General features: G+C 37.9%; 25 protein-coding genes. 16 read left to right on the top strand and 9 right to left on the bottom strand.

Annotated elements, in window-relative coordinates:
• Position 1: 1 nt before the first annotated feature.
• The 7 genes from GWI97_RS01600 to trmL are packed head-to-tail and all read left to right on the top strand — an operon-like array spanning position 2 to position 6615.
• Positions 2-1021, top strand: a complete 1020-nt coding sequence (locus GWI97_RS01600) for a polysaccharide biosynthesis protein (protein ID WP_161709920.1) — start codon at positions 2-4, stop codon at positions 1019-1021.
• Positions 1022-1033: 12 nt separating this feature from the next.
• The gene (gene wbjC / locus GWI97_RS01605) at positions 1034-2134 is read left to right on the top strand and encodes a UDP-2-acetamido-2,6-beta-L-arabino-hexul-4-ose reductase (protein ID WP_161709919.1); all 1101 of its coding nucleotides are present in this window, start codon (positions 1034-1036) and stop codon (positions 2132-2134) included.
• Positions 2134-3264 (top strand): non-hydrolyzing UDP-N-acetylglucosamine 2-epimerase, encoded by a 1131-nt coding sequence (wecB, locus tag GWI97_RS01610; RefSeq protein ID WP_161709918.1) that lies wholly within the window; start codon positions 2134-2136, stop codon positions 3262-3264. Before wbjC ends, wecB begins: the two co-directional genes overlap by 1 nt.
• Entirely contained in the window at positions 3264-4475 is a 1212-nt protein-coding gene (locus GWI97_RS01615; protein ID WP_161709917.1) for a glycosyltransferase family 4 protein, read from the top strand. Before wecB ends, GWI97_RS01615 begins: the two co-directional genes overlap by 1 nt.
• Positions 4472-4873, top strand: a complete 402-nt coding sequence (locus tag GWI97_RS01620; RefSeq protein ID WP_161751813.1) for a WbuC family cupin fold metalloprotein — start codon at positions 4472-4474, stop codon at positions 4871-4873. The genes GWI97_RS01615 and GWI97_RS01620 overlap by 4 nt, the downstream gene beginning before the upstream one ends.
• Positions 4874-4933: 60 nt before the next feature.
• Positions 4934-6100: a nucleotide sugar dehydrogenase gene (locus GWI97_RS01625; protein WP_036933347.1), complete on the top strand. Its 1167-nt coding sequence runs from the start codon at positions 4934-4936 to the stop codon at positions 6098-6100.
• Positions 6101-6111: 11 nt separating this feature from the next.
• Entirely contained in the window at positions 6112-6615 is a 504-nt protein-coding gene (gene trmL / locus GWI97_RS01630; RefSeq protein WP_036933349.1) for a tRNA (uridine(34)/cytosine(34)/5-carboxymethylaminomethyluridine(34)-2'-O)-methyltransferase TrmL, read from the top strand.
• Positions 6616-6690: 75 nt separating this feature from the next.
• On the opposite strand, the gene GWI97_RS01635 is transcribed toward trmL, so the two are convergent.
• The 5 genes from GWI97_RS01635 to GWI97_RS01655 all read right to left on the bottom strand — a co-directional run bounded on the left by GWI97_RS01635 (position 6691) and on the right by GWI97_RS01655 (position 10178).
• Positions 6691-7248: a serine acetyltransferase gene (locus GWI97_RS01635; RefSeq protein WP_087803810.1), complete on the bottom strand. Its 558-nt coding sequence runs from the start codon at positions 7246-7248 to the stop codon at positions 6691-6693.
• Positions 7248-8069, bottom strand: coding sequence for a serine O-acetyltransferase (gene cysE, locus GWI97_RS01640; RefSeq protein ID WP_036933352.1), 822 nt, complete (start codon positions 8067-8069; stop codon positions 7248-7250). Before cysE ends, GWI97_RS01635 begins: the two co-directional genes overlap by 1 nt.
• 115 nt (positions 8070-8184) lie before the next feature.
• On the bottom strand, positions 8185-9201 hold the full coding sequence (gpsA, locus tag GWI97_RS01645) for an NAD(P)H-dependent glycerol-3-phosphate dehydrogenase (protein ID WP_036933354.1): 1017 nt from the start codon (positions 9199-9201) through the stop codon (positions 8185-8187).
• A complete protein-coding gene (secB, locus tag GWI97_RS01650; protein WP_006534205.1) occupies positions 9201-9671 on the bottom strand; it encodes a protein-export chaperone SecB in 471 nt (156 codons plus the stop codon). Before secB ends, gpsA begins: the two co-directional genes overlap by 1 nt.
• Before the next feature lie 69 nt (positions 9672-9740).
• Positions 9741-10178, bottom strand: coding sequence for a rhodanese-like domain-containing protein (locus tag GWI97_RS01655; RefSeq protein ID WP_087803811.1), 438 nt, complete (start codon positions 10176-10178; stop codon positions 9741-9743).
• Positions 10179-10537: 359 nt separating this feature from the next.
• Here GWI97_RS01655 and rimO point away from each other — a divergent pair, with 359 nt between their 5' ends.
• From rimO to GWI97_RS01670, 3 genes are all read left to right on the top strand, one after another.
• Entirely contained in the window at positions 10538-11866 is a 1329-nt protein-coding gene (gene rimO / locus GWI97_RS01660; protein ID WP_036933359.1) for a 30S ribosomal protein S12 methylthiotransferase RimO, read from the top strand.
• A 215-nt stretch (positions 11867-12081) separates the two neighbouring features.
• Positions 12082-13374: a murein hydrolase activator EnvC gene (gene envC / locus GWI97_RS01665; RefSeq protein WP_103005215.1), complete on the top strand. Its 1293-nt coding sequence runs from the start codon at positions 12082-12084 to the stop codon at positions 13372-13374.
• Between the two features lie 53 nt (positions 13375-13427).
• Positions 13428-14342 (top strand): divergent polysaccharide deacetylase family protein, encoded by a 915-nt coding sequence (locus GWI97_RS01670; protein WP_226905437.1) that lies wholly within the window; start codon positions 13428-13430, stop codon positions 14340-14342.
• Positions 14343-14392: 50 nt separating this feature from the next.
• Here the strand turns inward: GWI97_RS01670 and tdh are convergent, their stop codons facing one another.
• On the bottom strand, positions 14393-15418 hold the full coding sequence (gene tdh, locus GWI97_RS01675; protein ID WP_023583402.1) for an L-threonine 3-dehydrogenase: 1026 nt from the start codon (positions 15416-15418) through the stop codon (positions 14393-14395).
• 9 nt (positions 15419-15427) lie between these two features.
• The gene (locus tag GWI97_RS01680) at positions 15428-16627 is read right to left on the bottom strand and encodes a glycine C-acetyltransferase (protein ID WP_161751814.1); all 1200 of its coding nucleotides are present in this window, start codon (positions 16625-16627) and stop codon (positions 15428-15430) included.
• A 265-nt stretch (positions 16628-16892) separates the two neighbouring features.
• On the opposite strand from GWI97_RS01680, the gene rfaD reads away from it, so the two are divergent.
• From rfaD to rfaC, 3 genes are read left to right on the top strand one after another with little or no spacing between them, the layout of a single operon-like run.
• Complete coding sequence (rfaD, locus tag GWI97_RS01685) at positions 16893-17831, top strand: ADP-glyceromanno-heptose 6-epimerase (RefSeq protein ID WP_036933367.1); 939 nt, start codon at positions 16893-16895, stop codon at positions 17829-17831.
• Between the two features lie 9 nt (positions 17832-17840).
• The gene (gene rfaF / locus GWI97_RS01690) at positions 17841-18890 is read left to right on the top strand and encodes an ADP-heptose--LPS heptosyltransferase RfaF (RefSeq protein ID WP_036933368.1); all 1050 of its coding nucleotides are present in this window, start codon (positions 17841-17843) and stop codon (positions 18888-18890) included.
• Complete coding sequence (rfaC, locus tag GWI97_RS01695; protein ID WP_072024189.1) at positions 18887-19846, top strand: lipopolysaccharide heptosyltransferase RfaC; 960 nt, start codon at positions 18887-18889, stop codon at positions 19844-19846. Before rfaF ends, rfaC begins: the two co-directional genes overlap by 4 nt.
• Positions 19847-19866: 20 nt before the next feature.
• Here rfaC and GWI97_RS01700 read toward each other — a convergent pair whose 3' ends face one another.
• Positions 19867-20940: a glycosyltransferase family 9 protein gene (locus GWI97_RS01700; RefSeq protein WP_036933371.1), complete on the bottom strand. Its 1074-nt coding sequence runs from the start codon at positions 20938-20940 to the stop codon at positions 19867-19869.
• A 1-nt stretch (position 20941) separates the two neighbouring features.
• Positions 20942-21904 carry a polysaccharide deacetylase family protein gene (locus GWI97_RS01705; protein ID WP_036933373.1) on the bottom strand — a complete coding sequence of 321 codons (963 nt, stop codon included), beginning with the start codon at positions 21902-21904 and terminating at the stop codon, positions 20942-20944.
• 159 nt (positions 21905-22063) lie between these two features.
• Between GWI97_RS01705 and rfaQ the strand changes: the two genes are divergently transcribed.
• From rfaQ to GWI97_RS01720, 3 genes are read left to right on the top strand one after another with little or no spacing between them, the layout of a single operon-like run.
• On the top strand, positions 22064-23131 hold the full coding sequence (gene rfaQ, locus GWI97_RS01710) for a putative lipopolysaccharide heptosyltransferase III (protein ID WP_036933375.1): 1068 nt from the start codon (positions 22064-22066) through the stop codon (positions 23129-23131).
• Complete coding sequence (locus tag GWI97_RS01715; protein WP_036933377.1) at positions 23131-24264, top strand: glycosyltransferase family 4 protein; 1134 nt, start codon at positions 23131-23133, stop codon at positions 24262-24264. The genes rfaQ and GWI97_RS01715 overlap by 1 nt, the downstream gene beginning before the upstream one ends.
• A complete protein-coding gene (locus GWI97_RS01720; RefSeq protein ID WP_036933379.1) occupies positions 24261-25364 on the top strand; it encodes a glycosyltransferase in 1104 nt (367 codons plus the stop codon). The genes GWI97_RS01715 and GWI97_RS01720 overlap by 4 nt, the downstream gene beginning before the upstream one ends.
• Positions 25365-25420: the final 56 nt, after the last annotated feature.

Genomic DNA, 25420 nt, shown 5'->3' on the forward strand with positions numbered 1-25420 from the left:
CATGTTTAACAATAAAATTTTACTAATCACTGGCGGTACAGGCTCCTTTGGCAATGCTGTCTTAAATCGCTTTTTAGAAACAGATATAAAAGAAATTCGTATATTTTCTCGCGATGAAAAAAAACAAGATGATATGCGTAAAAAATATAATAATCATAAATTAAAGTTTTATATTGGCGATGTTCGTGATTATTCAAGTATTTTAAATGCAACTCGTGGCGTTGATTTTATTTTTCATGCGGCCGCACTTAAACAAGTACCTTCATGTGAATTTCATCCAATTCAAGCCGTTAAAACAAATATTTTGGGTACGGAAAATGTTTTAGAAGCTGCGATAGCTAATAGTGTAAAAAGAGTCGTTTGTTTGAGCACAGATAAAGCGGTGTATCCGATCAATGCAATGGGTATATCCAAAGCAATGATGGAAAAAGTCATGGTTGCTAAATCTCGTAATTTAGATAGCAATAAAACCGTTATTTGTGGAACACGTTACGGTAATGTAATGGCTTCACGAGGTTCAGTTATTCCTTTATTTGTCGATTTAATGAGTGAAGGTAAAGCTATTACAATTACAGATCCTAATATGACTCGCTTTATGATGACATTAGAAGATGCCGTTGATCTTGTATTATATGCATTCCAAAACGGAAATAATGGCGATATTTTTGTTCAAAAAGCACCAGCAGCAACAATTGAAACATTAGCAATAGCATTAAAAGAACTCTTGAATACACCAGAACACCCAATAAATATTATTGGTACGCGCCATGGGGAAAAACTTTACGAAGCTCTTTTAAGTAGAGAAGAAATGTTAGCAGCTATTGATATGGGTGATTATTACCGTGTCCCACCAGATTTGCGTGATCTTAATTATGATAAATATGTTGAACAAGGCGATTCACGTATTTCTGAAATTGAGGACTATAATTCACATAATACGACTAGATTAGATGTAAATGAAATGAAAAAGCTATTATTAAAATTGCCTTTAATAAAAAACTTACACAATAATAAAATTTAAGGTCATTTGAATATGAAAATACTAGTTACTGGTGCTGATGGTTTTATTGGTAAAAATTTATGTGTTCGATTAGCAGAAAATAATTTCGAATTAATAAAAATAGACCGTAATAGTTCAAAACATGACTTAGAACTAGGCCTGATGAATGCAAACTTTATCTTTCATTTAGCTGGAATAAATAGACCTAAAAATGAATCAGAGTTTCATGAAGGTAATGCATCATTAACTGAAGAAATCACGCATTTCCTGATTGAAAATAAGAAAAAAACACCAATAATGCTGAGTTCATCAATTCAAGCAAATAATAATAATAAATATGGTGAAAGCAAGAAATTAGCAGAAACTCATATAAAAGCATATGGGTTAAAAACTCATGCAAACTATTATATTTATAGATTGCCGAATGTTTTTGGTAAATGGTGTAAACCAAATTACAACTCGTTTATTGCAACCTTTTGCCATAATATTGCAAATGATATTGATATTATCATAAACTCCCCAACAGCCAAAGTTTCACTAATTTATATTGACGATTTATGTAATGAATTAATCTCTCTATTAAATGGTAATAATAGAATTGGCTTTCAAAATATTTCACCTATTTATACAACTACCGTTGGTGAGGTTGCTGAATTACTTTATGCCTTTAAAAATAGTCGCAATACATTAGTTACAGAAAATGTAGGTGTTGGTTTTACTCGAGCACTATATTCCACTTGGCTAAGCTATCTTTCACCTCAGCAATTTACTTATTCAGTTCCTCATTATGAAGATCAAAGAGGTGTTTTTTGTGAAATGCTTAAAACACAAAACAGTGGCCAATTTTCTTTTTTTACCGCACACCCTGGTATTACTCGTGGGGGACATTATCACCATACTAAAACAGAAAAATTCTTAATTATTAAAGGAAAAGCTTTGTTTAAATTTGAGAATATTATTACAGGTGAAAAATACGAGTTAACTGTTTCTGACCATGATTATAAAATCGTAGAAACAGTACCAGGATGGTCTCATGACATTACAAATATTGCCGATAGTGAATTAATTGTTATGTTATGGGCAAATGAAATCTTTAATAAAGAATTTCCAGATACAATAGCGAGACCTTTGTAATGAAAAAATTAAAAGTTGTATCCGTTGTTGGTACTCGTCCAGAAATTATTCGTCTATCTAGAGTTTTAATAAAATTAGATCAATTTTGTGAACATATTATTGTTCATACTGGACAAAATTACGACTACGAACTAAATGAAGTTTTTTTCACAGATTTAGGTGTTAGAAAACCCGATCATTTCTTAAATGCTGCTGGCGCTAATGCTGCAGAAACGATTGGTAATGTGATTATAAAAGTTGATCAAGTCTTAGAAAAAGTCTCTCCAGAAGCTGTACTTATTTTAGGTGATACAAATTCTTGCATTTCAGCAATTCCAGCCAAAAGACGTAAAATACCTATTTTTCATATGGAAGCAGGTAATCGGTGTTTTGATCAGCGCGTACCGGAGGAAACAAATAGGCGTATCGTTGATCATACTGCTGATATCAATTTGACCTATAGTGACATTGCTCGTCAATATCTTCTATCAGAAGGCATACCTGCAGATAGAGTTATAAAAACAGGTAGTCCTATGTTTGAAGTACTTTCTCATTATATGGAACAAATTGATAAATCTAAGGTATTATCTCGATTAGGTTTAGAACCTGGAGCTTTTTTTGTTGTAAGTGCTCACCGAGAGGAAAATGTTGACTCGCCTAAGCATTTAATGAAATTAGTCAACATTTTAAATACTGTTGCTGAAAAATATAATTTACCAGTTATCGTGTCGACACATCCAAGAACTAGAAAAAGAATTGATGACCATGGAATTACTTTCCATAATAATATTCAATTATTAAAACCATTAGGTTTTCATGATTATAATCATCTACAAAAACATGCAAAAGCAGTTCTGTCTGACAGTGGAACTATCACAGAAGAATCATCAATTATGAACTTCCCGGCTCTTAATATCAGGGAAGCTCACGAAAGGCCAGAAGGCTTTGAGGAAGCATCAGTGATGATGGTCGGTTTAGAATGTGATCGAGTGCTTCAAGCATTAAATATACTCTCCTTACAACCAAAGGGTAATGAACGTTTATTACGCCAAGTAGCTGATTATAGTATGCCTAATGTTTCAGACAAAGTTGTAAGAATAATTCATTCTTATACTGACTATGTGAAAAGAGTTGTCTGGAAAGAATACTAATGCGATTAGCTCTTATCATTGACGATTACTTGCCCTACAGCACTCGAGTTGGGGCAAAAATGTTTCATGAATTAGCATTAGAGCTACAATCACTCGGACACCATATTACAATCATAACTCCAGATAAGGATCAACCATCTAATCTATATATTGATAAATTAGATGATATTACTATCTGGCGTTTTAAAAATGGTCCTATTAAGGATGTAAAAAAGATCCAAAGAGCAATTAATGAAACACTACTTTCTTACAATGCTTGGAAAGCTATTAAACATTTAATCAATAAGGATTCTTTTGATGGCATAATTTACTATTCTCCTTCTATATTTTGGGGAAAATTAGTTAATAAACTAAAGAAAAAATGCCAGTGTCCTTCTTATTTAATATTAAGGGATTTATTTCCTCAATGGATTGTTGATGCTGGTATTTTAAAGCAAGGTTCATTGATCGAACAGTACTTTCGATTTTTTGAACGTTACTCCTATAAACAAGCATCAATAATTGGCTTAATGTCTCAAAAAAATCTAGATTATTTTTATCAACATAATAAAAATAAAGGTTTGAAATGTGAAATTTTAAGAAATTGGGCAAATACTACTCAAACAAACATTGATACTAATGGATATATTTCAATACGTGAATCTTTAAACTTACAAAATAAAACTATTTTCTTTTATGGTGGAAACATTGGTCATGCCCAAGATATGGGTAATTTGATGCGACTAGTGAAGAAAATGAGTGTTTATCCTGATGCTCATTTTCTCTTTCTTGGACAAGGCGATGAAGTTGAATTAATTAAAACTTTATCTAATAAATGGAATTTAAATAATTTTAGCTATCTACCTTCAGTTGATCAGACTAAATTTAAATTAATTCTTAAAGAAATTGATATTGGTTTATTTTCATTAGCGTCACATCACTCTGCACATAATTTTCCAGGTAAATTATTAGGATATATGGCTAATCATATCCCTATATTAGGTAGCGTTAATGAAGGAAACGACTTACAAGAACTAGTAAATAAAGAAAATGCAGGTTTTATTCATATAAATGGCGAAGACGATAATTTATTTGAATCTGCTAAAAAGCTCCACCTTGATATAGAACTACGAAAAAAATGTGGAAATGATGCTTATAATCTGTTGTGTAAAGAGTTTTCAGTTACTTCTATTGCATCGACACTAATAGGTAGGTTGAGATCTTTAAAATGAAATATATTGATAATTCATCGTTAGAGAATTTATATAAAGAAGCAAAAAAATCAGAAAGGTTACGTTCTCATTTATTATTACATAAATCCCATGAAGACAAAGTACAACGCTTACTTATTGCTTTAGTAAACGATAGCTATGTTGAACCACATTATCACGAGTTACCTCATCAATGGGAAATGTTTATTATTTTGGAAGGGCAAATTGAAATTACACTATATAACCATTCTGGAGAAATAAAAGAAAAATTCTTAGCTGGAGAAAATACTAATATTTCGATTGTAAACTTAGAACCAAATGAAATACACGCTCTTAAATGCATCTCTCAAAAAGCATTAATGTTGGAAGTAAAAGAGGGGCCTTTTGATCCCAATTATGCTAAAAAATTCTTAATTTAATAGATCAATTTACTATCTATAATACACCTATAAAGTTAGGTTAATCTTAAAGGTCTATTTATGAAAATCACAATCTCAGGTACCGGCTATGTCGGTCTATCTAACGGAATACTCCTTTCCCAAAACAACAAAGTTGTTGCGTTAGATATCAATAAAGAAAAAGTTGAATTACTGAATAAAAAAATCTCTCCAATTACAGATAAAGAAATTGAAGAATTTTTAGCAACCAAAGAGCTTGATTTTACTGCAACCTTAGATAAAGAGTTCGCTTATAAAGATGCGGATTTTGTTATCATTGCAACACCTACCGATTACGATCCTAAAACAAATTACTTTAATACCTCCTCTGTAGAGTCTGTTATCCGTGATGTTTTAGAATATAATCCAAACACGACAATGATTATAAAATCAACCATTCCTGTTGGTTTTACGAAAGAAATGAGAGAAAAATATAATACGGATAATATTATTTTCTCTCCTGAATTCTTACGTGAAGGTCGTGCACTTTACGATAATTTATACCCATCGCGTATTGTTATTGGTGAACAATCAGAAAGAGCACAAAAATTTGCAGACCTTTTACAACAAGGTGCATTAAAGAAAGATATTGATGTTCTGTTCACTGACTCAACAGAAGCAGAAGCCATTAAATTATTTGCCAATACTTATTTAGCGCTACGTGTTGCTTACTTTAATGAACTTGATAGTTATGCTGAATCTTATGGTTTGAACTCAAAACAAATCATCGAAGGCGTCTGCTTAGATCCTCGTATCGGCAACCATTATAATAACCCATCATTCGGTTATGGCGGTTACTGCTTACCAAAAGATACTAAACAGCTGTTAGCAAACTACGACTCGGTGCCTAATAATATTATTAGTGCAATCGTCGAAGCTAACCGCACACGTAAAGACTTTATTGCCGACTCAATTATCGCTAAATCACCAAAAATCGTAGGTGTTTATCGTTTAATTATGAAATCTGGCTCTGATAATTTCCGTTCTTCTTCTATCCAAGGCATTATGAAACGCATTAAAGCCAAAGGGATTGAGGTGGTAATCTATGAGCCAGAGATGAAAGAAGAGACTTTCTTTAACTCAAAATTAATTCGTGATTTAAATGAGTTTAAAGCAATCTCTGATGTCATTATTACTAATAGAATGTCATCTGTACTAAACGACGTTGAAGAAAAAGTTTATACTCGTGACCTCTTTGGTAACGACTAAATCGATTTTATATGCTCAATATCGTCTTATTTGAACCCGAAATTCCACCGAATACGGGTAATATTATCCGCCTGTGTGCTAACACAGGCTTTCATCTTCATTTGATCCAACCTTTGGGTTTTACTTGGGATGATAAACGTCTTCGTCGTGCAGGACTTGATTATCGTGAATTTGCTGATATTAAACAGCATCACGATTACTATGCTTTTTTAGAAAGTGAAGGTTTAAACCCTGATAATGCACAATCACCAACGGGTGCGCGTGTATTTGCGTTAACGACAAAAGGTACACCAGCACATAGCAATGTAAGCTATCAAGATGGAGATTATCTCCTTTTTGGCCCTGAAACCCGTGGTTTGCCACCTTATGTGTTAGATAATATGCCAACACAGCAGAAAATCAGAGTTCCAATGCTTGCTGATAGTCGCAGTATGAACCTGTCAAATACCGTTGCAGTTGTGGTTTTTGAAGCATGGCGTCAACTTGGTTATCCTGGTGCGTTATTAAGAGACTGAAATGCAAAAAGCGCTGATCATAAATAATGAGCAAGCGCTTTTTTAATTTCAAATGACTAAAAACTTAATTTATTATTACATTGAGAGTTGTTTTATTTCAGCAACAACCTTCGTGAGATACCTACACCCTTCCCCTACATCCTTCAATACCAATGCGTGAGCACCAATCACTGCATTATCACCAATCTCTATCTCACCGCCGATAATCGAAGAATTACAACCAATATAAACGTGGTTGCCGACTCGAATATCTGCTTTACCATCCTTTTCTTTTACTCCGATGGTCACACCTTGCATTAACGTCACATTCTCACCTAATTGACAGTAATTAGTCAGCACAATACCGATAGGATGTGGTAATGAAAGGCCTTTTCCTATGCGCGTTCTTAATGAGATATCATTGCAATATTTACGATTGTTTTTAGCACCAATGTAAATGCCTAATTTTTTGAGAAAACGATTTTTAGAGAAATAAAAAAATTGAGCGACACGCCACCAAAACAGATAACGTGAACGTTGGCAGAAAAAGACGCGATGAAAAAGTCTTATCCAACTAAAAGGCTTGTTATCACCGATATATTCAGCGTGTAAACAAGCCTTAAGTTCAGAAAATGTAACTTCTGTTAATGCCATTAAATGCCATCACCACATTCAAAACCAGGTACTACACCATTAAAGTGTTGATCCATATCGAGTGAAGGTTTATCACTCGTCGGCTTACCAACAATGCGAGCAGGAACCCCTGCAACCGTGGTATGTGCAGGCACTGCATGTAATACGACAGATCCCGCACCAATTTTAGCACCGCGACCAATCTCAATATTGCCGAGTATTTTAGCACCCGCACCAATCATCACACCTTCACGCACTTTAGGATGACGATCACCACAGGTTTTACCTGTTCCGCCTAAAGTCACAGATTGTAAAATAGAAACATCATTCTCAACAACAGCTGTCTCACCAATTACAATGCCTGTTGCGTGATCAAGCATAATACCGTGGCCAATACGTGCAGCTGGGTGAATATCGACACCAAACGTAACAGAAATCTGGTTTTGTAGGTAAACAGCAAGCGCTTTGCGATCTTGTCCCCATAACCAATGTGCTATGCGATAAGCCTGCAACGCATGAAAGCCTTTTAAATAAAGCAACGGTGTGGAGTATTTATCAACTGCGGGGTCGCGTAAACGAACAGCTGAAATATCATAAGCCGCAGATTCGATCATGGAATCATCGCTACGATACGCTTCTTCAACAATCTCACGAACGGCAATCGCAGGCATTGTCTGTGTCGCCAGCTTATTCGCTAGCATATAACTTAAGGCGCTACCTAAGTTTTCATGTTTGAGTAATGTCGCATGGAAGAAACTCGCCAAAATCGGCTCGCAATCAGCCAAACATCTTGCTTCATTTTTAATATGATCCCAGACTCTTTTTAGTTCTTCTAGCGACATACTCACTCTCATTCTTTTTACATTGAAACCTAAGTAACAACTTAAGCTTCTTATGTTGAAAACCGAAACAGACACCTTAAACCAATGCGTTAAGTAGCGATTATTTAAAATAGACTTAGAACAGAGTGCTGTCTATTTCATCTTTTGTTGCGCGACCTAATAAAGATAGTGCCGCCTCTTTCGCGTCTTTATGTTGGTATAAAATTTGGTAGATCTGCTCAGTGATAGGCATTTCAACACCGACTTGTTCTGCTAAGGCGCGAACTTCTTTAGTGTTCCGATAACCTTCAACCACCTGCCCGATTTTCTCTTGGGCAGTATCAACATCAAGCCCTTGGCCTAACATCATACCAAATCGGCGATTACGGGATTGGTTATCGGTACAAGTTAAAACGAGATCGCCTAACCCGGCCATTCCCATAAACGTCGCAGCATCTGCACCTAATGCTTTACCTAAACGGCTCATTTCAGCAAGTCCGCGGGTAATTAGTGCTGTACGTGCATTCGCGCCAAACCCCATACCATCAGACATTCCAGCACCAATAGCAATCACGTTTTTTACCGCGCCACCTAATTGCACACCGATAAAGTCAGGATTTTTATACACACGGAAACTTTTACCACAATGGAACAACTGTTGAAGCTCTTCAGAAAACGTATTATCTGTTGATGCAACAGATATCGCAGTAGGCAGACCTGCTGCAAGCTCTTTGGCAAAAGTAGGACCAGATAAAACTGCGAGCGGGATTTCATTACCTAATACTTCACGCGCCACATCTTGTAACAAGCGACCAGTATGAGCCTCAAGTCCTTTTGTCGCCCAAACAACACGTGCATCCTGACGTAAAAAGGGTTTGATCTGCTGTAATACGTCACCAAAAACATGGCTTGGGATCACAACCAGAATATTACGGCTAGCTTCAATGGCTTTTTGCAAAGAAGCTTCCATGTATAAACTATCAGGAAAAGAAACATCGGGCAGAAATGCCTGATTACAACGTGCTTGTTCTAACGCCGCAACATGTTCAGCATCATGACCCCAAAGTACAACATCATGGCCATTGCGTGCTAAGGTAATCGCTAAAGCGGTGCCGTATGAACCGGCACCGATAACTGTCATAGAAGCGTTCATTAAGCTTCTTCAGCCCCTTCATTAGCAGCATCAGTTTGTTGCTGTTGTAAATAGTTCATAAACAACGCATCAAAGTTAACTGGTGCTAAGTTCAGTTGTGGGAAAGTACCACGGCTGACTAAGTTAGTGATACATTCACGAGCATAAGGGAACAGAACGTTAGGGCAATATGCGCCTAAGCAATGTGCTAATTGAGTGCCTTCAATACCTTCAACAGTAAAGATACCCGCTTGTTGTACTTCACACAGGAATGCAGTCTCGTTATCCATCGTTGCAGTCACAGTGACTCGCAAAATAACTTCATAGACGTTTTCAGCTAAAGTATTAGAAGATGTATCCAGATCTAATTTAACTTCTGGTTGCCACTCTTTTTGGAAAACTTGTGGAGCATTAGGCGCTTCAAAAGAGATATCTTTTGTATAGATACGTTGAATTTGAAAAGTCATCTCTTGGTTTTGCTGTTCTGACATAATAATCTTACCTTTTTATATCCTTATTAATTGAATAGCAGTAAGTATAGAACTCAATCTGCCTGCTCGTTATTTTTTACCTTTAGCCAGTGGTAAATTTTCACCACTCCAGCCAGAAAGACCCTCTTTTAAAATAAAGACTTTTTCAAAACCGAGTTTAATTAGGCTTTCAGCAGGTTTTGCACCTTCAATACCTGATGGTGAAACAACAATCACTGGCTGTGACTTATATTTCTCCAGCTCAGCAATATTATTACTTTTAATTTCAGAAGGCGTTAAATTGATAGAATCAATGATGTGTCCTTTACGGAATTCATCACGGCTACGGATATCAACACATACCGCATTCTCTTTATTTATCAAAGAAATCGCTTCTGTACGGGTAATATTTTTCGTCTTAGAAAAAAGTCCTTTAAAGGTCAATACAATGACCGCCACCAGCAGCGCAACCCAGATAAAGCTTAACAGGGTATGCCGGTTGAAAAATTGCATTACTTCTTGCAGCATAGGATGCAATCACTCTCGTTGGTTAAAAATAGTATCAAAGAGCCAAAGTATACCTTTGTCATGGCGCAATTACAGCCTATTCCTGCGTTTCTCTTTCAGTTTTTGCGGAAAGTTTCTCAACAATCATTTTTTTTATTGACGGATTTATGTACCATTAGCACCCGTTCCATAAAAAATGATGAATTTAAAAGGCCGTACCTTTTTACTCTACAGGAACCCTCTTCAGGCAAGCTATTAATAAATCAGCATCCCAAATAATGGCTATTTACGTATAAAATCACCTATATTGCGTAAGATTTATACCTGTCTGAGAAACAACAACTGTCTGTTATTTATTTAAAAGTATTGAGAACACGAGCATGTCGCAAACAAATCAAGTGCCTAAAATCGGATTCGTTTCATTAGGTTGCCCTAAAAATTTAGTGGACTCTGAACGTATCCTAACCGAACTGCGCACAGAAGGTTATCAAGTTGTTCCTACCTATAATGATGCTGATTTAGTCATCGTCAACACCTGTGGCTTTATTGACAGCGCAGTACAAGAATCGCTAGAAGCGATTGGTGAAGCACTCGATGAAAACGGTAAAGTGATTGTTACTGGTTGTTTAGGTGCAAAAGAGAACCAAATTCGTGAAGTGCACCCCAAAGTACTCGAAATCACAGGGCCTCATAGTTATGAGCAAGTTTTATCACATATTCATCACTATGTCCCTAAACCTGATCACAACCCGTTTCTCAGCCTTGTACCTGAACAAGGTGTCAAATTAACACCGCGTCATTACGCCTATTTAAAAATCTCTGAAGGCTGTAATCACCGCTGTACGTTCTGCATCATTCCATCAATGCGAGGCGATTTAGATAGTCGTCCAATTGGTGATGTATTAGGTGAAGCTAAAAGATTAGTTAATGCTGGAGTAAAAGAGTTGCTGGTTATCTCTCAAGATACCTCCGCTTACGGTGTTGATACGAAACATCAAACGGGTTTTTGGGATGGGATGCCAGTCAAAACCAGTATGGTGAGTCTATGTGAACAGCTTGCAAAATTGGGGATTTGGGTTCGTTTGCATTATGTTTATCCGTACCCACATGTCGATGATGTTATTCCTTTAATGGCTGAAGGCAAAATTTTGCCTTATTTAGATATTCCATTACAGCACGCAAGCCCGAAAATTTTAAAACTGATGAAGCGTCCAGGCTCTGTTGAACGAACTTTAGAGCGCGTAAAACGCTGGCGTGAAATTTGCCCTGAGTTAACCTTACGTTCTACTTTTATTGTTGGTTTCCCAGGTGAAACAGAAGAAGATTTCCAAATGTTATTGGATTTCCTCAGCGAAGCACGTTTAGACCGTGTTGGTTGCTTTAAATACAGCCCTGTTGATGGCGCGCAAGCAAATGAATTAGCCGATCAAGTACCTGAAGAAGTGAAAGAAGAGCGTTATCATCGCTTTATGCAATTACAGCAACAAATTTCGACTGAACGCCTGCAAGAGAAAATCGGCAAAGTGTTGCTTGTTATGATTGATGAAGTGGATGAAGAAGGTGCGATTGGTCGCAGTATGGCTGATGCACCTGAAATTGATGGTGCGGTTTATCTTAACGAGCAGTTTGACGTTGAACCAGGGCAAATCGTTCGTGTTCTGATTGAACATGCAGATGAATATGACCTTTGGGGTACTATCGTCGAATAATCGCTCTCGTGGACAGCGTGATATTTTATTGCGCTGTCACACGGATTGTCTCTTTTTTCCTCTTTCCCTCTATTATTGCTTTATAATCTCTTATTAATTGAATAGATTACCTGTTAGGTATTATCTGAAATTTCGGCTTTATTTCATGTTAGCTGGTCAGTTGTTTTGTGGCATGAAATAATCTTACAAACTGTTATGAAAGGTACGTTGGTCAGATGGCAGAGAAAATGGATCTTCAAAAAAAAACACCTCAGCCTTATCGTGTATTTTCTTTACCGTTAATCGCGTTGCTAATTAGCACAACTCTTTTTTCAGTTACCCCTGTTTTTGCCAACTCATTAACGGATAATCGCAATCAACTAAAAGATCTACAAACCACAATTGCAGAAAAAGAAAAACGAGTTCAAGAACAACAAAAACAACGTACAGCACTGCTTAATCAATTAAAAACACAAGAAACACAAATCTCTAATGCAGGTCGTTCTGTGCATGAAACACAAAACCGCTTACAAACTTTAAGTAAAGAGATCAAAACGATTACCGCGAATATTGCACGCCTACAAAAACAATATCATTCACAACAAGCGTTATTAGCCCGTCAAATGGATGCGGCTTATCGTCAAGGCAAACACCAAGGTATTGAACTCCTATTTCGTGGTGAAGAAGGTCAGCGTGAAGAGCGTATTTTAGCGTATTACAGCTATATTAATGATGCTCGTAAAGAAACAATGGCCGAACTGGCTCAAACATCCAAAGAACTGGAAGCAGAAAAAGCTGCACAACAAGCAAAACAGAACGAGCAAAAGCAAGTCTTAACTAAACAACAGCAAGAAAAACAAAAGCTTGATAACGCATTAATAGCTCGACAAAAAACACTGACCCAACTTGAATCCACCTTAAAAGCGGATCAAAAAAACTTAGCGACTATGCGAGCTAACGAAGCGCAATTAAGAAATAAAATCGCTCAAGCAGAACGAGAAGCCAAAGCCCGCGCAGAGCGTGAAGCCCGGGAAGCTGCGCGCATCGCCGCCAAACAACGAGAAGCCCAACAGCGCGGTTCAACCTATAAACCAACAGCTGAAGAACAATCATTGATGTCACGTACAGGCGGTTTAGGTAAACCTACGGGACAAGCAATTTGGCCAATCAGAGGCACTTTATTACACCGTTTTGGTGAATCTATTTCTGGCTCGGGAGAATTACGCTGGAAAGGCATTGTCATCCCCGCAACACAAGGTACCGAAGTCAAAGCAATTGCGGATGGGCGAGTGTTATTAGCGGATTGGCTTCAAGGTTATGGTTTAGTGGTTGTGGTTGAGCATGGTAAAGGTGATATGAGCCTTTACGGTTATAACCAAAGTGCTTTAGTGAATGTCGGTCAACAAGTTAAAGCGGGTCAACCTATTGCTTTAGTCGGTAACAGTGGTGGACAAGAGCGTTCAGCACTCTATTTTGAAATTAGACGTCAAGGGAAAGCGGTAAACCCAGTTCCTTGGCTTGGGAGGTAGGTTTGAAATTACTTGGCACATTACAACACAAGAGTGCTTTTTTACTTAGTTTAATGTTGCTAAGCCTGGTTGTGAGCACACCTGCATTTGCGGCCAAATTAGCTATTGTGATTGATGATTTTGGTTATCGTAAAAAAGAAGATAACCAAATTTTACAACTTCCAACTGCGGTTTCTATCGCCATTTTGCCTGATTCTCCTCATGGTAAAGAAGTGGCGAATAAAGCCCATGCACAAGGGCGGGAAATTCTCATTCATATGCCCATGGCGCCCATTAGCAAACAACCTCTAGAGCGCGACACCCTAAAACCGTCAATGGATCAGGCTGAAATTAACCGTATTATTCAAAATGCTATTAATAATGTTCCTTACGCTGTCGGTATGAATAACCATATGGGTAGTGCAATGACATCAGATAGGCAAGCGATGGATAGAGTGATAAAAGCACTTAATCACTCAAACCTCTATTTTTTAGATAGTGTAACCATTGGTAATACACAAGCTGCCATTGTCGCTAAAGCCGCGGGTGTTCCCTCTTTGCGTCGCCATGTTTTTCTCGATAACGTACAAACAGAAGCTGAGACTCGCCAACAACTTGCCCGAGCAATTGCTTTAGCGCGGAAAAATGGCTCAGCCATCGCTATTGGACACCCTCACCCTTCTACCGTCAGAGCATTGCAACAACAACTGCCTTTACTACCTGCTGATATTCAACTCGTCGCACCAAGTAGCTTATTAAAACCACAAACAGAAAAACCAGTACAGCCTGAACCACCCAAAGTGGTACCACCTACAAAATCACCGCAAGAGCCAAAACCCGCTTCATGGTTAAAACCCGCACAAGAAGCGATTATTTCGATAAAAAAAAGTACACTGATTAATACGTTATCCAATGGATTTAGCTCATCAGAAAAAAAGAAATTACCCAACCCTCCTAATCCTAATTCAATGGATGAAATTGAAAAGTAACGCAATAAAAAAGAGCCTTTCAAGGCTCTTTTTTGCTTAATGATCACTCATTACTGCCAATCTAAAATCACTTTACCTGATTGACCGGAACGCATGATATCAAAGCCTTTTTGGAATTCATCGATTGGGAATTGATGAGTAATAATCGGAGAGAGATCAAGGCCAGACTGAATAAGTGCCGCCATTTTGTACCATGTTTCAAACATCTCACGCCCATAGATACCTTTAATAAACAGCCCCTTAAAAATAACTTGCCCCCAATCAATTGCCATATCAGAAGGTGGGATACCCAACAGCGCAATACGACCACCATGATTCATGGTGTTTAACATGGTACGAAACGCAGGTGGTGCACCTGACATTTCTAACCCCACATCAAATCCTTCGGTCATACCCAATTCTTTCATAACATCTATTAGGTTTTCTTTGCTGACATTCACAGCTCTAGTGACACCCATTTTTTTCGCGAGATCAAGGCGATATTCATTAACATCAGTGATCACCACATGACGGGCTCCAACATGCTTACAAATGGCAGCCGCCATAATACCAATAGGGCCAGCACCGGAAACCAGCACATCTTCACCCACTAAATCAAAAGATAATGCGGTATGTACAGCATTACCAAAAGGATCAAAAATGGCTGCTAACTCATCAGGAATGTTATCTGGAATTTTAAACGCATTAAAAGCAGGAATAACTAGATATTCAGCGAAACAACCCGGACGGTTTACACCCACACCGATAGTATTACGACATAAATGCGTACGACCACCACGACAATTACGGCAATGACCACAAGTGATATGTCCTTCACCCGAGACACGATCACCAATATTAAAGCCTTTAACTTCTTGTCCTATCGCAACAATCTCGCCAATATATTCATGACCGACGACCATAGGAACAGGAATTGTTTTTTGTGACCACTCGTCCCAGTTATAAATATGAACATCCGTGCCACAAATCGCTGTTTTACGAATTTTGATCATCACATCATTATGACCAAGTTCAGGTACTGGAACATCAGTCATCCAGATACCTTCTTGTGCTTTTAATTTTGACAATGCTTTCATAGGAGAGCCTTATGCAATCACATTAAGTTGCTTACCAATTTTAATAAATGCAGCCACTGCCCGTTCAATTTGCTCTGGAGTATGCGCTGCCGACATTTGTGTACGAATACGTGCTTGCCCTTGCGGTACAACAGGATAAAAGAATCCCGTGACATAAATACCTTCATCAAGTAAACGAGTTGCAAATTCTTGCGCTAATTTAGCTTCACCTAACATCACGGGAATAATCGCGTGATCAGCACCCGCCAATGTAAAACCCGCCACACTCATTTTTTCACGGAAAAGTGAAGCGTTACGCCATAAACGAGCTCTAATCTCATCACCTGACTTCAGCATATCTAAAACGGCAATAGAGGCCGAAACAATCGCAGGTGCTAACGAGTTCGAGAATAGATAAGGACGAGATCGCTGGCGTAACCACTCAACGACGTCTTTGCGTGCCGCCGTATACCCCCCCGATGCACCACCTAGCGCTTTACCTAAAGTACCGGTGATAATGTCAACTCTATCCATCACATCACAATATTCATGTGTACCTCGTCCTTGTGCCCCCACAAAACCGACGGCATGCGAATCATCAACCATGACTAGGGCACCAAATTCATCCGCTAAATCACAGATACTTTTTAGATCAGCAATGACACCGTCCATTGAAAACACACCATCTGTCGCTATCATAATATGACGAGCATTCTCTGCTTTCGCTTTTTCAAGTTGTGCGCGAAGTTCAGCCATATTGTTATTCGCGTAACGATAGCGTTTTGCTTTGCATAAACGCACACCATCAATAATAGATGCATGATTTAAGGCATCAGAAATAATCGCATCTTCTGGCCCCATTAATGTTTCAAATAATCCCCCATTGGCATCAAAACAAGATGAATACAAAATGGCATCTTCCATACCTAAAAATTCAGCAATTTTATTTTCTAATGTTTTATGTGAATCTTGAGTACCACAGATAAAACGGACAGATGCCATACCAAACCCGTGGCTATCCATACCCGTTTTCGCCGCTTCAATCAGCTTGGGATGATTTGCTAAACCGAGATAATTATTAGCACAGAAATTAATAACATGGCTTCCGTCAGCAACGGCAATCTCAGCACGTTGTGAAGAAGTGATGATGCGCTCATTTTTAAAGAGGCCATCTTGACGAGTTTGTTCGAGTTGTTGATTAATTTGTTGATAGAAAGAGTGGGTGGACATACTTTCTCCTAAACAGAGACAAAAAGAAGCAATAGTTATAATTGACTATAATATAATCATATTGTTTCTTATTTTATGCCTTTACTCTATTAAAAACGACAAATGTAAATAAATAATGTTATTTGTGTAATTAAGATCACTAATATGCACTGCTTTTTTCGAGAATTTCAGTCTGTTGTTCCTTGATGAATACTACCGTTAACGCTGTTCAGTGTTATTATAGACTCAGAGCTAATTTTTAGATTTTATATGAAGGGGTAGCCATATGATTATCGTCACTGGCGGTGCAGGTTTTATCGGCAGCAATATTGTTAAAGCATTAAATGATGAAGGTTATACCGATATTTTGGTTGTTGATAACCTCAAAGATGGCACCAAGTTCGTAAATTTGGTCGATCTAAATATCACTGATTACATGGATAAAGAAGATTTTATTGCAAGCATTGTTGCTGGGGATGATTTCGGTGATATCGATGCTGTTTTCCATGAGGGTGCTTGCTCTTCTACCACTGAGTGGGATGGCAAATATATGATGGATAACAACTATCAATACTCTAAAGAGCTACTCCACTACTGTTTAGATCGCCAAATTCCGTTCTTATATGCCTCTTCTGCAGCCACTTATGGTGGCCGCACTGATAACTTTATTGAAGAGAGAAAGTACGAAGCACCTTTAAATGTCTACGGCTATTCAAAATTCTTATTCGATGAATATGTACGCCAGATTTTACCTGAAGCAGATTCAATGATTTGTGGCTTCCGTTATTTTAATGTTTATGGCCCTCGTGAAGGACATAAAGGTGGCATGGCGAGTGTTGCATTCCATTTAAATAACCAAGTAAATGCGGGTCAAAATCCAAAATTATTTGAAGGTAGTGAAACCTTCCAACGCGACTTTATTTATGTAGGTGATGTGGCTGCGGTTAATTTATGGTTCTGGCGCAATAATGTATCGGGTATTTTTAACTGTGGTACAGGTCGAGCTGAATCATTCCAAGCTGTTGCGGACGCAGTGATTGCTCATCATAAAGATAAAGATCTCTCTATCGAACATATTGAGTTCCCAGAGAAATTGAAAGGCCGTTACCAAGCCTTTACTCAAGCTGACCTAACGAATTTACGTAAAGCAGGATATACCGCACCGTTTAAAACGGTAGCAGAAGGCGTCGAGCTTTATATGCAATGGTTAAATCAAGGTAAGTAATCTCTGTTTATGAAAATCTTTGTGGTAGGGCCTTCATGGGTCGGGGATATGATGATGTCCCAAAGCCTTTATCGTACATTGAAAGCATTACATCCTGCGGCAACGATTGATGTGATGGCACCAGCGTGGTGCCGTCCATTATTAGAAAAAATGCCAGAGGTTGATAATGCAATCTCAATGCCATTAGGACATGGTGTGTTAGCCATTGGTGAACGTCGCCGTTTAGGAAAACAATTAAAAGAGAATGGTTATACTCACGCTTATGTATTACCAAACTCATTAAAATCAGCATTAGTGCCTTTCTTTGCCGATATTCCTAAACGCACAGGATGGCGTGGAGAAATGCGCTATGGGCTATTAAATGATTTGCGCCCTTTAGACAAAGACGCATTTCCTTTAATGGTTGAACGCTATGTTGCCCTGGCTTATGACAAACAAAAGGTGCAAAAAGCGACTGATTTACCTCAACCTCTGTTATGGCCTAAGTTATCAGTTACTGAAAATGATATCTCTACCACATTGACCCAATTTTCATTATCTACCCAACGCCCTGCGATTGGTTTTTGCCCCGGTGCTGAATTTGGTCCTGCAAAACGTTGGCCTCATTATCATTATGCTGCTTTAGCACAGAAACTGATTGAACTAGGTTATCAAATCTTCTTGTTTGGCTCTCAAAAAGATAAAGAAGCTGGTGAAGAGATAAAACAAGCTTTAACGCCAGAAGCCCGTGAAGCCTGTTTTAATCTTGCAGGTGAAACCAGCCTTGAACAAGCGGTGAATTTGATTGCATCTTGTAAAGCTGTCGTCAGTAATGACTCTGGTTTAATGCATGTGGCGGCGGCATTAGAGCGCCCGTTAGTTGCCCTTTATGGCCCAAGTAGCCCTGACTTTACGCCACCATTATCCCATAAAGCACGCGTGATCCGTTTGATTACGGGCTATCACAAAGTACGTAAAGGGAATGCAGAACAAGGTTATCACCAAAGCTTAATAGATATTCAGCCAGAGAAGGTTTTTGCTGAATTAGAAAATTTACTGTCAACGGAGCCATCAGCGTGAAGCGGGTATTAATCGTTAAAACCTCTTCCATGGGCGATGTGTTACATACATTGCCAGCATTAACTGATGCAATAAATGCGTATCCTGATATCCGTTTTGACTGGGCAGTTGAAGAGGGTTTTGCACAAATTCCAAGCTGGCATCAAGCGGTTGATACCGTTATTCCTGTGGCGATACGTCGTTGGCGTAAAAATTGGTTTAGTGCGCCTATTCGTGCAGAGCGCGCGCAATTTCGTCGCGCTATTCAAGCCCATCATTATGATGCTGTTATTGATGCGCAAGGTTTACTGAAAAGTGCATTTTTAGTGACTCGATACGCCAAAGGCACTAAACACGGCTATTCTCGTCAATGTGCCCGAGAGCCTTTAGCCAGTTTCTTTTACGATATTCGTCACGATGTCAGTAGAAAAATGCATGCGGTTGAACGTATTCGCCAGCTATTTGCACTAAGCTTGGGTTATTCCATACCACAATCTCAAGGTGATTATGGCATTGCACAACATTTTCTCTCACTTCCCCCTTTTGATGAGCGTCCTTATCTGGTCTTCTTGCACGCAACAACACGTGATGAAAAACATTGGCCGGAGTCTCATTGGCGAGCGTTAATCGCCTTACTTGCCGATTCAGGATTGCGGATTAAATTACCTTGGGGTGCCGAACATGAGCATCAACGTGCAATACGTCTAGCAAAAGATTTTGACTACGTTGATGTGTTACCGAAGATGTCTCTAGCCCAAGTGGCTCAAGTGATTGCGGGCGCCAAAAGTGTCGTATCTGTAGATACAGGGTTAAGCCATTTAACGGCTGCATTAGATAAACCCAATATCACCTTATTTGGCCCTACCGATCCCGGCCTAATAGGCGGTTACGGTAAAGCCCAAACCTCTATAAAAGCAGAAGGTGGGGATATTGGGGAGATAAGTGCGCAACAAGTTATCAATATTCTCGATATTTAGCCTTATCAACCCTAAAGTTATTAGTCTTTTAGGGTTTTATTGACGGCATTAAAAACTTCATCAACAGCAATAAGCTCCATTGAATCGGGTATTCCCTTATCTGGACTAGGCTTTTTATTGATAATGGTATGTAAATGAAGATCCTGATAAGGCCCCGTCCATTTTGGATCAGCTGTTACAAATAGGCTAACTGTAGGTATTTGTAACGCTATTGCTAAATGCAAAGGCCCAGTATCCCCAGTGACTAATACATCCATTATTTTTATTTGACTTAACAAATCAGGTAATGAAGTTTTACCTACTAGGTTTTCAATATTGTTATGATATTGCTCCGGCAACAATACAAAAAATGCTTCGGGTAATTCTAACTCTCTAGGTGAACCAATTAACTTAACCTGTAACGATGGGTCATTCTCAATAAGCTTTTGAGCTAACTCTACAAAGTATTTAATAGGCCATCTACGCTCTTGTGTTGATGCCCCCATCTGAAAACCAACGATATTGTTTTCATTCTTAATTAATTGCGTTATTTCACATGGAAGTTCCATTCTTGTATCAGAGCTATCTATTCCTAAATAGCGAATAATATTAAGTTTACTTTGAATAACATGGCAATTAGGAGGCTGATGCTCAGCAATAATCCATTTCTGAAACCATTTCGGAATAACATGAAAAGTATTACGTAAGATATACTGGCAACCTGCCATTACTGCAAATAGCACATCATAAGGAAGATGTGAATGCAGAATAATAGCTAATTCAGGTTTATATTTTTTTGCTTGTAACGCAATGGGAAGTAAATTTTTTATTTTATTATCCCAATAAACCACACTGTCTATTTGATCATAATTCTCAACTAATAACCTATTCTTCTCACTTGAAACCAAGGTGATATGTGCATCAGGATAGTGCGCTCGAATCGCTCTTATCGCGGGAGTATTAAACATAAAATCTCCCAGTGCTGTCGTGGAAAAAATAAGAATACTGTTAAATTGAATATCAGATGAAAATGTCTCTATTTTTTTCATCTTGCCAAAAAGTGGGTTATAAATATTTAGGAAGTTATGTACCCATTTTAATTTCTTCAACTTCATCTTATTTTGCCTGCACCTTACTTTGATAATATTCAGCTAATGTCATTCCCTGTACTTTATCTGATAAGAAATTAAACAACGTTTCTAAGTCGTGATATAGCCCTTCAATATCTTTTTCAGTACGAAATGTTGGGCTACCTCCCGGCATAAATTCAGATGAGTGCAACATAAATTCAATATGAGAATGACCTTGAGCTAACGATTTTTCAGCAACATCAATCATTTGCTGAGCATTACCACCTTTAGGGCGAAGCCAATTCACAGAAGGCGCTCGTTGCTTACCTCTTAATTTATCGTAACCCTGCTTAAATTTATTCATTAAAGGCGAATGCTTATATTGAATACTCATTGGCACTTCTAGCAACGTTGAATTACCTGTTTTAGTGATATCCTCTAGATCCATAAAATAAGCATGACTTGGGAAATCAGTATAATTGCTTCCCCCTGATTGTGCGGGATCGCCTTTAGTAAATCGCCAATCAACTTTAGGCGTGACAGAGCAATCAACTTGATAACCAAACTCAACCAAGAGTTGTGCATAAATCTCATTAAATGCCCAACGACCTGCACGATGACTTAACATTTTGGTTTGTAGTTTATCTTCAAGTAAGTGTGTCATTAATGCGATTTTTTCTCGCATTTGATCTGTGGGATATTCAATTAAATAAGGCTGATAATGTAAATCATCATCTGTTAAAGGAGTCAATGGCGGACTATTCCAGGCATGTAAGTGCATACCAACTTCACCCGTATTACGTGCAATAACATCACGAGCAAACTCAATATAGGCATCATCCATGGCCATTTCATAGTTAGTTAACCAAACCGGTTTAAAATGAAAACGTTCACAAAGTTGCTGAAAACGGGGAAGAAAGTGCGTATTTTGTGTAGTAATATCACGTTCATTCTCCCAAAGATTATCGCCTTCGGTATCTAATGTGATAATAAATGCTGGTTTAGTCATGCATTCCCCGCCAACTTATAGATTATAGGTTCACAATTGAATAAATCGTTCTATGTTACGCAGTAGAAAACATCAATTCAATCAATATAAATACAGTATGGTAGATGCATTCTGCGGATTTGTTTACAATTAACGTATCTCACTAAAGCTAAAGTAATTATGACTAATATAAATCAATCATTTAATAGAATACTGGTTATTAAACTCCAACATCATGGAGATATGTTATTAACGACGCCCGTTATATGCTCATTAAAATCAGCTTATCCTAATGCAACGATTGATGTTTTATTATACAAAGAAACATTACCTATGCTTGAGCACAACCCACTAATCAATAACATTTTTTATCTTGATCGCAATTGGAAGCATCAAGGTAAATTGACTCGATTAAAAAAAGAGTGGGAACTTGGCCGAACATTACAAAAACAACAGTATGACTTAGTGGTTAATTTAGCAGATCAGTGGAAAGCCGCTATTTTTACTTTAGTCACTAAAGCACAAATTCGTTTAGGCTTTGAGTTTGAAAAACGCAAAGACAGTCAATTTTGGAAAAAATGCCATAATATCATTGTCCCTACAGCAGATCATGAACAGCTACATACTGTCGAACAAAACTTGAGTATCCTTGCTCCACTTAATATTCCTATTATGTCGGATGTGACGATGTCTTATAGTGAAGCAGATAAACAGTGGTTAACTGAGACTATTGAAAAACAGCATCTCCCTAAAAACTATATCGTTATCCAACCAACATCTCGCTGGTTTTTCAAATGCTGGGATGAAGATAAAATGGCGACTTTAATTACACAACTTCAACAAAGTCATTATTCCGTTGTTTTAACCTCAGGCCCAGAACAAAAAGAATTAGAGATGATAAAAACTATTTTGGCACAATGTCCAAATAAAGAGACTATTACCGTTTTGGCAGGTCAAACTTCTTTGTCTCAACTCGCTATATTAATCGATAATGCTGAACTTTTTATTGGTGTTGATTCTGTTGCAATGCATATGGCAGCGGCATTAAAAACTCCTTTAGTGGCACTTTTTGGCCCTTCAAAACTTGAACTTTGGCATCCTTGGCAAGCGATAGGTGAAACAATATGGGCGGGTAATTATGGCGATATTCCACACCCAGATCATATCAAAACAGATACCCAACAACGCTATCTTTCCGCTATTCCTGTTGGTGTAGTTTACAATACAGCTATAAGGTATTTATCTTAATGAATCACCCATTACGACTCGCTATTGTTCGACAAAAATATCGCCCTGATGGAGGAGCAGAGCGTTTTATTGCCCGCGCATTAGATGCTTTGTCAAACAATGATCTTGAACTCAATGTGATCACTCGAGAATGGCAAGGTGATACCAATCCAGATTGGCATATTCACTTATGTAACCCTCGAAAATTAGGCAGGATTAGTCGAGAATCAGGTTTCGCTAAAGCAGCAAGAATATGTTGGCAAGAAAATCATTTTGATATCGTTCAAAGCCATGAACGTATTGCGGGTTGTGATATTTTCAGAGCAGGTGATGGCGTACATCGCCGATGGCTACTACAACGCCAACGTATATTACCCAAATGGAAAGGTCGTTGGCTATTTTATGATAGATACCATCGTTATGTGATGAATGCAGAAAAGCAGATGTATGCAGATCCTGCATTAAAGCAGGTTATTTGTAATTCACAGATGGTTAAAAATGAAATTATTGAGGATTTCGGCGTATCTGCCGATAAAATATCTGTCATTTATAACGCAATTGATCATAATACTTTTGTCCCCGCGACAAATTCTCAAAAATATACATTAAAGACACAATATAATATCCCACAAGATGTGCCTTGCTTTATTTATGTGGGATCTGGTTTTGAACGTAAAGGATTAGCTGCTGCTATCTCAGCTATAGCAAAAACATCAGCTATTTTGTTAGTTGTCGGAAGTGATAAAAATCAGCGTAAATATGAACAACTCGCGACCGAATTAAGTTGTGAGCAACGTATTTTCTTTTTAGGTATGCAGAAAAGAACGCTCGATTTTTATCAAATGGCGGATGCATTGCTTCTTCCTACTCTTTATGATCCTTTCCCTAATGTTATTCTTGAGGCATTATCGTGTGGTTTACCCGTGATCACCTCGACAAATTGTGGTGGCGCAGAGTTTATTCAAAATGGTAAAAATGGATTTGTTTGTGATGCATTGGATATTTCAGGATTAACTGATGCAATTGTACAGATCCCCAAAAATACAGCGTGGACTGAAATGTCACAAGTGGCGAGAGAGACTATTCTCCCTTACACACCACAACGATTATCAGGCGAGCTTATTTCACTTTATAAACGGATATTAGCCTTGTGAGTCAACAACATATACTTTTTATTATTGATGGATTACCCGGGGGGGGTGCTGAAAATGTCACACTCAGGCTAGCTAATGGTTTTCATCAAGCGGGATATCAAGTCACATTGCTATCCTTACATAATAAATTAGCGTATGAACTACCTGATTTTATTGATTATATTGTTGATCATGATAACTATCGTGGTATTTTCAGAAAATTGACTGAAATATCGCGTAGAGCAAAATCCCTTGATAATGTACTAATACAACTTTTTGCAAAGAAAGGACGTCCTGCGCTTGTTCTTTCCAATCTACACAAAACAGACCGTATTGTTTGTCGTTCCAAGCAACTAAAAACCTGTAATGTTTGGTACTGTATTCATGGTATTTACTCTCAATCTTATCTTGGTAACAAATCTGGATTTTCATATTGGTTAAAAAAAATCAAAATTCAACGCGTTTATAAAGATAAAAACCTCGTCTGCGTATCTAATGCAGTTAGAGATGATTTAATAAATGCCATTGGTATTCATGCCCACCAGCTAAAAACCATCTATAACCCTTTTAATATTAAAGAAATACAACAAAAAGCAACACAACCGAATGCATTTGCTCAACAAGACTATATTTTACATGTTGGACGATTACATGAAGTAAAAAGACAAGACAGATTAATTGAGGCCTTTGCTAAAGCAGATTTACCTTGTCAACTCATTATACTAGGTGAAGGTACTCCCATCGTTAAACAACGATTAGAAGCTCAAATTAAACAACTTAATTTAATGGAGAAAATCATACTTGCAGGTTTTACTCCCAACCCTCTTCCTGCAATCAAAAGCGCTAAAGTGGTTGCATTAAGCTCTGATAGTGAAGGGCTTCCTACTGTATTAATCGAAGCTTTAATTTGTGGAACGCCCATTGTCAGTACTCGATGCCCTGGCGGCGTCAGCGAAATTATGACTGATGCACTTTCTAATTACCTTTCTACGATGGATAGCGATTCACTTGCCGATAAACTACGCCTTGCGTATTATTCACCACCTCAAATATTGCCATCATCCTATGCAAAATTTGAACTAAACCATATTTTAAAGCAGTATATCGCTTTAATTCCTTAATCCGCGCCTACTTGTTTTACACACTTTCTACTACACAGTGTGATACTATAAGCGTT

Origin of the sequence: Proteus sp. G2300, assembly GCF_009915965.1 — a bacterium.
Classification (GTDB): domain Bacteria; phylum Pseudomonadota; class Gammaproteobacteria; order Enterobacterales; family Enterobacteriaceae; genus Proteus; species Proteus vulgaris.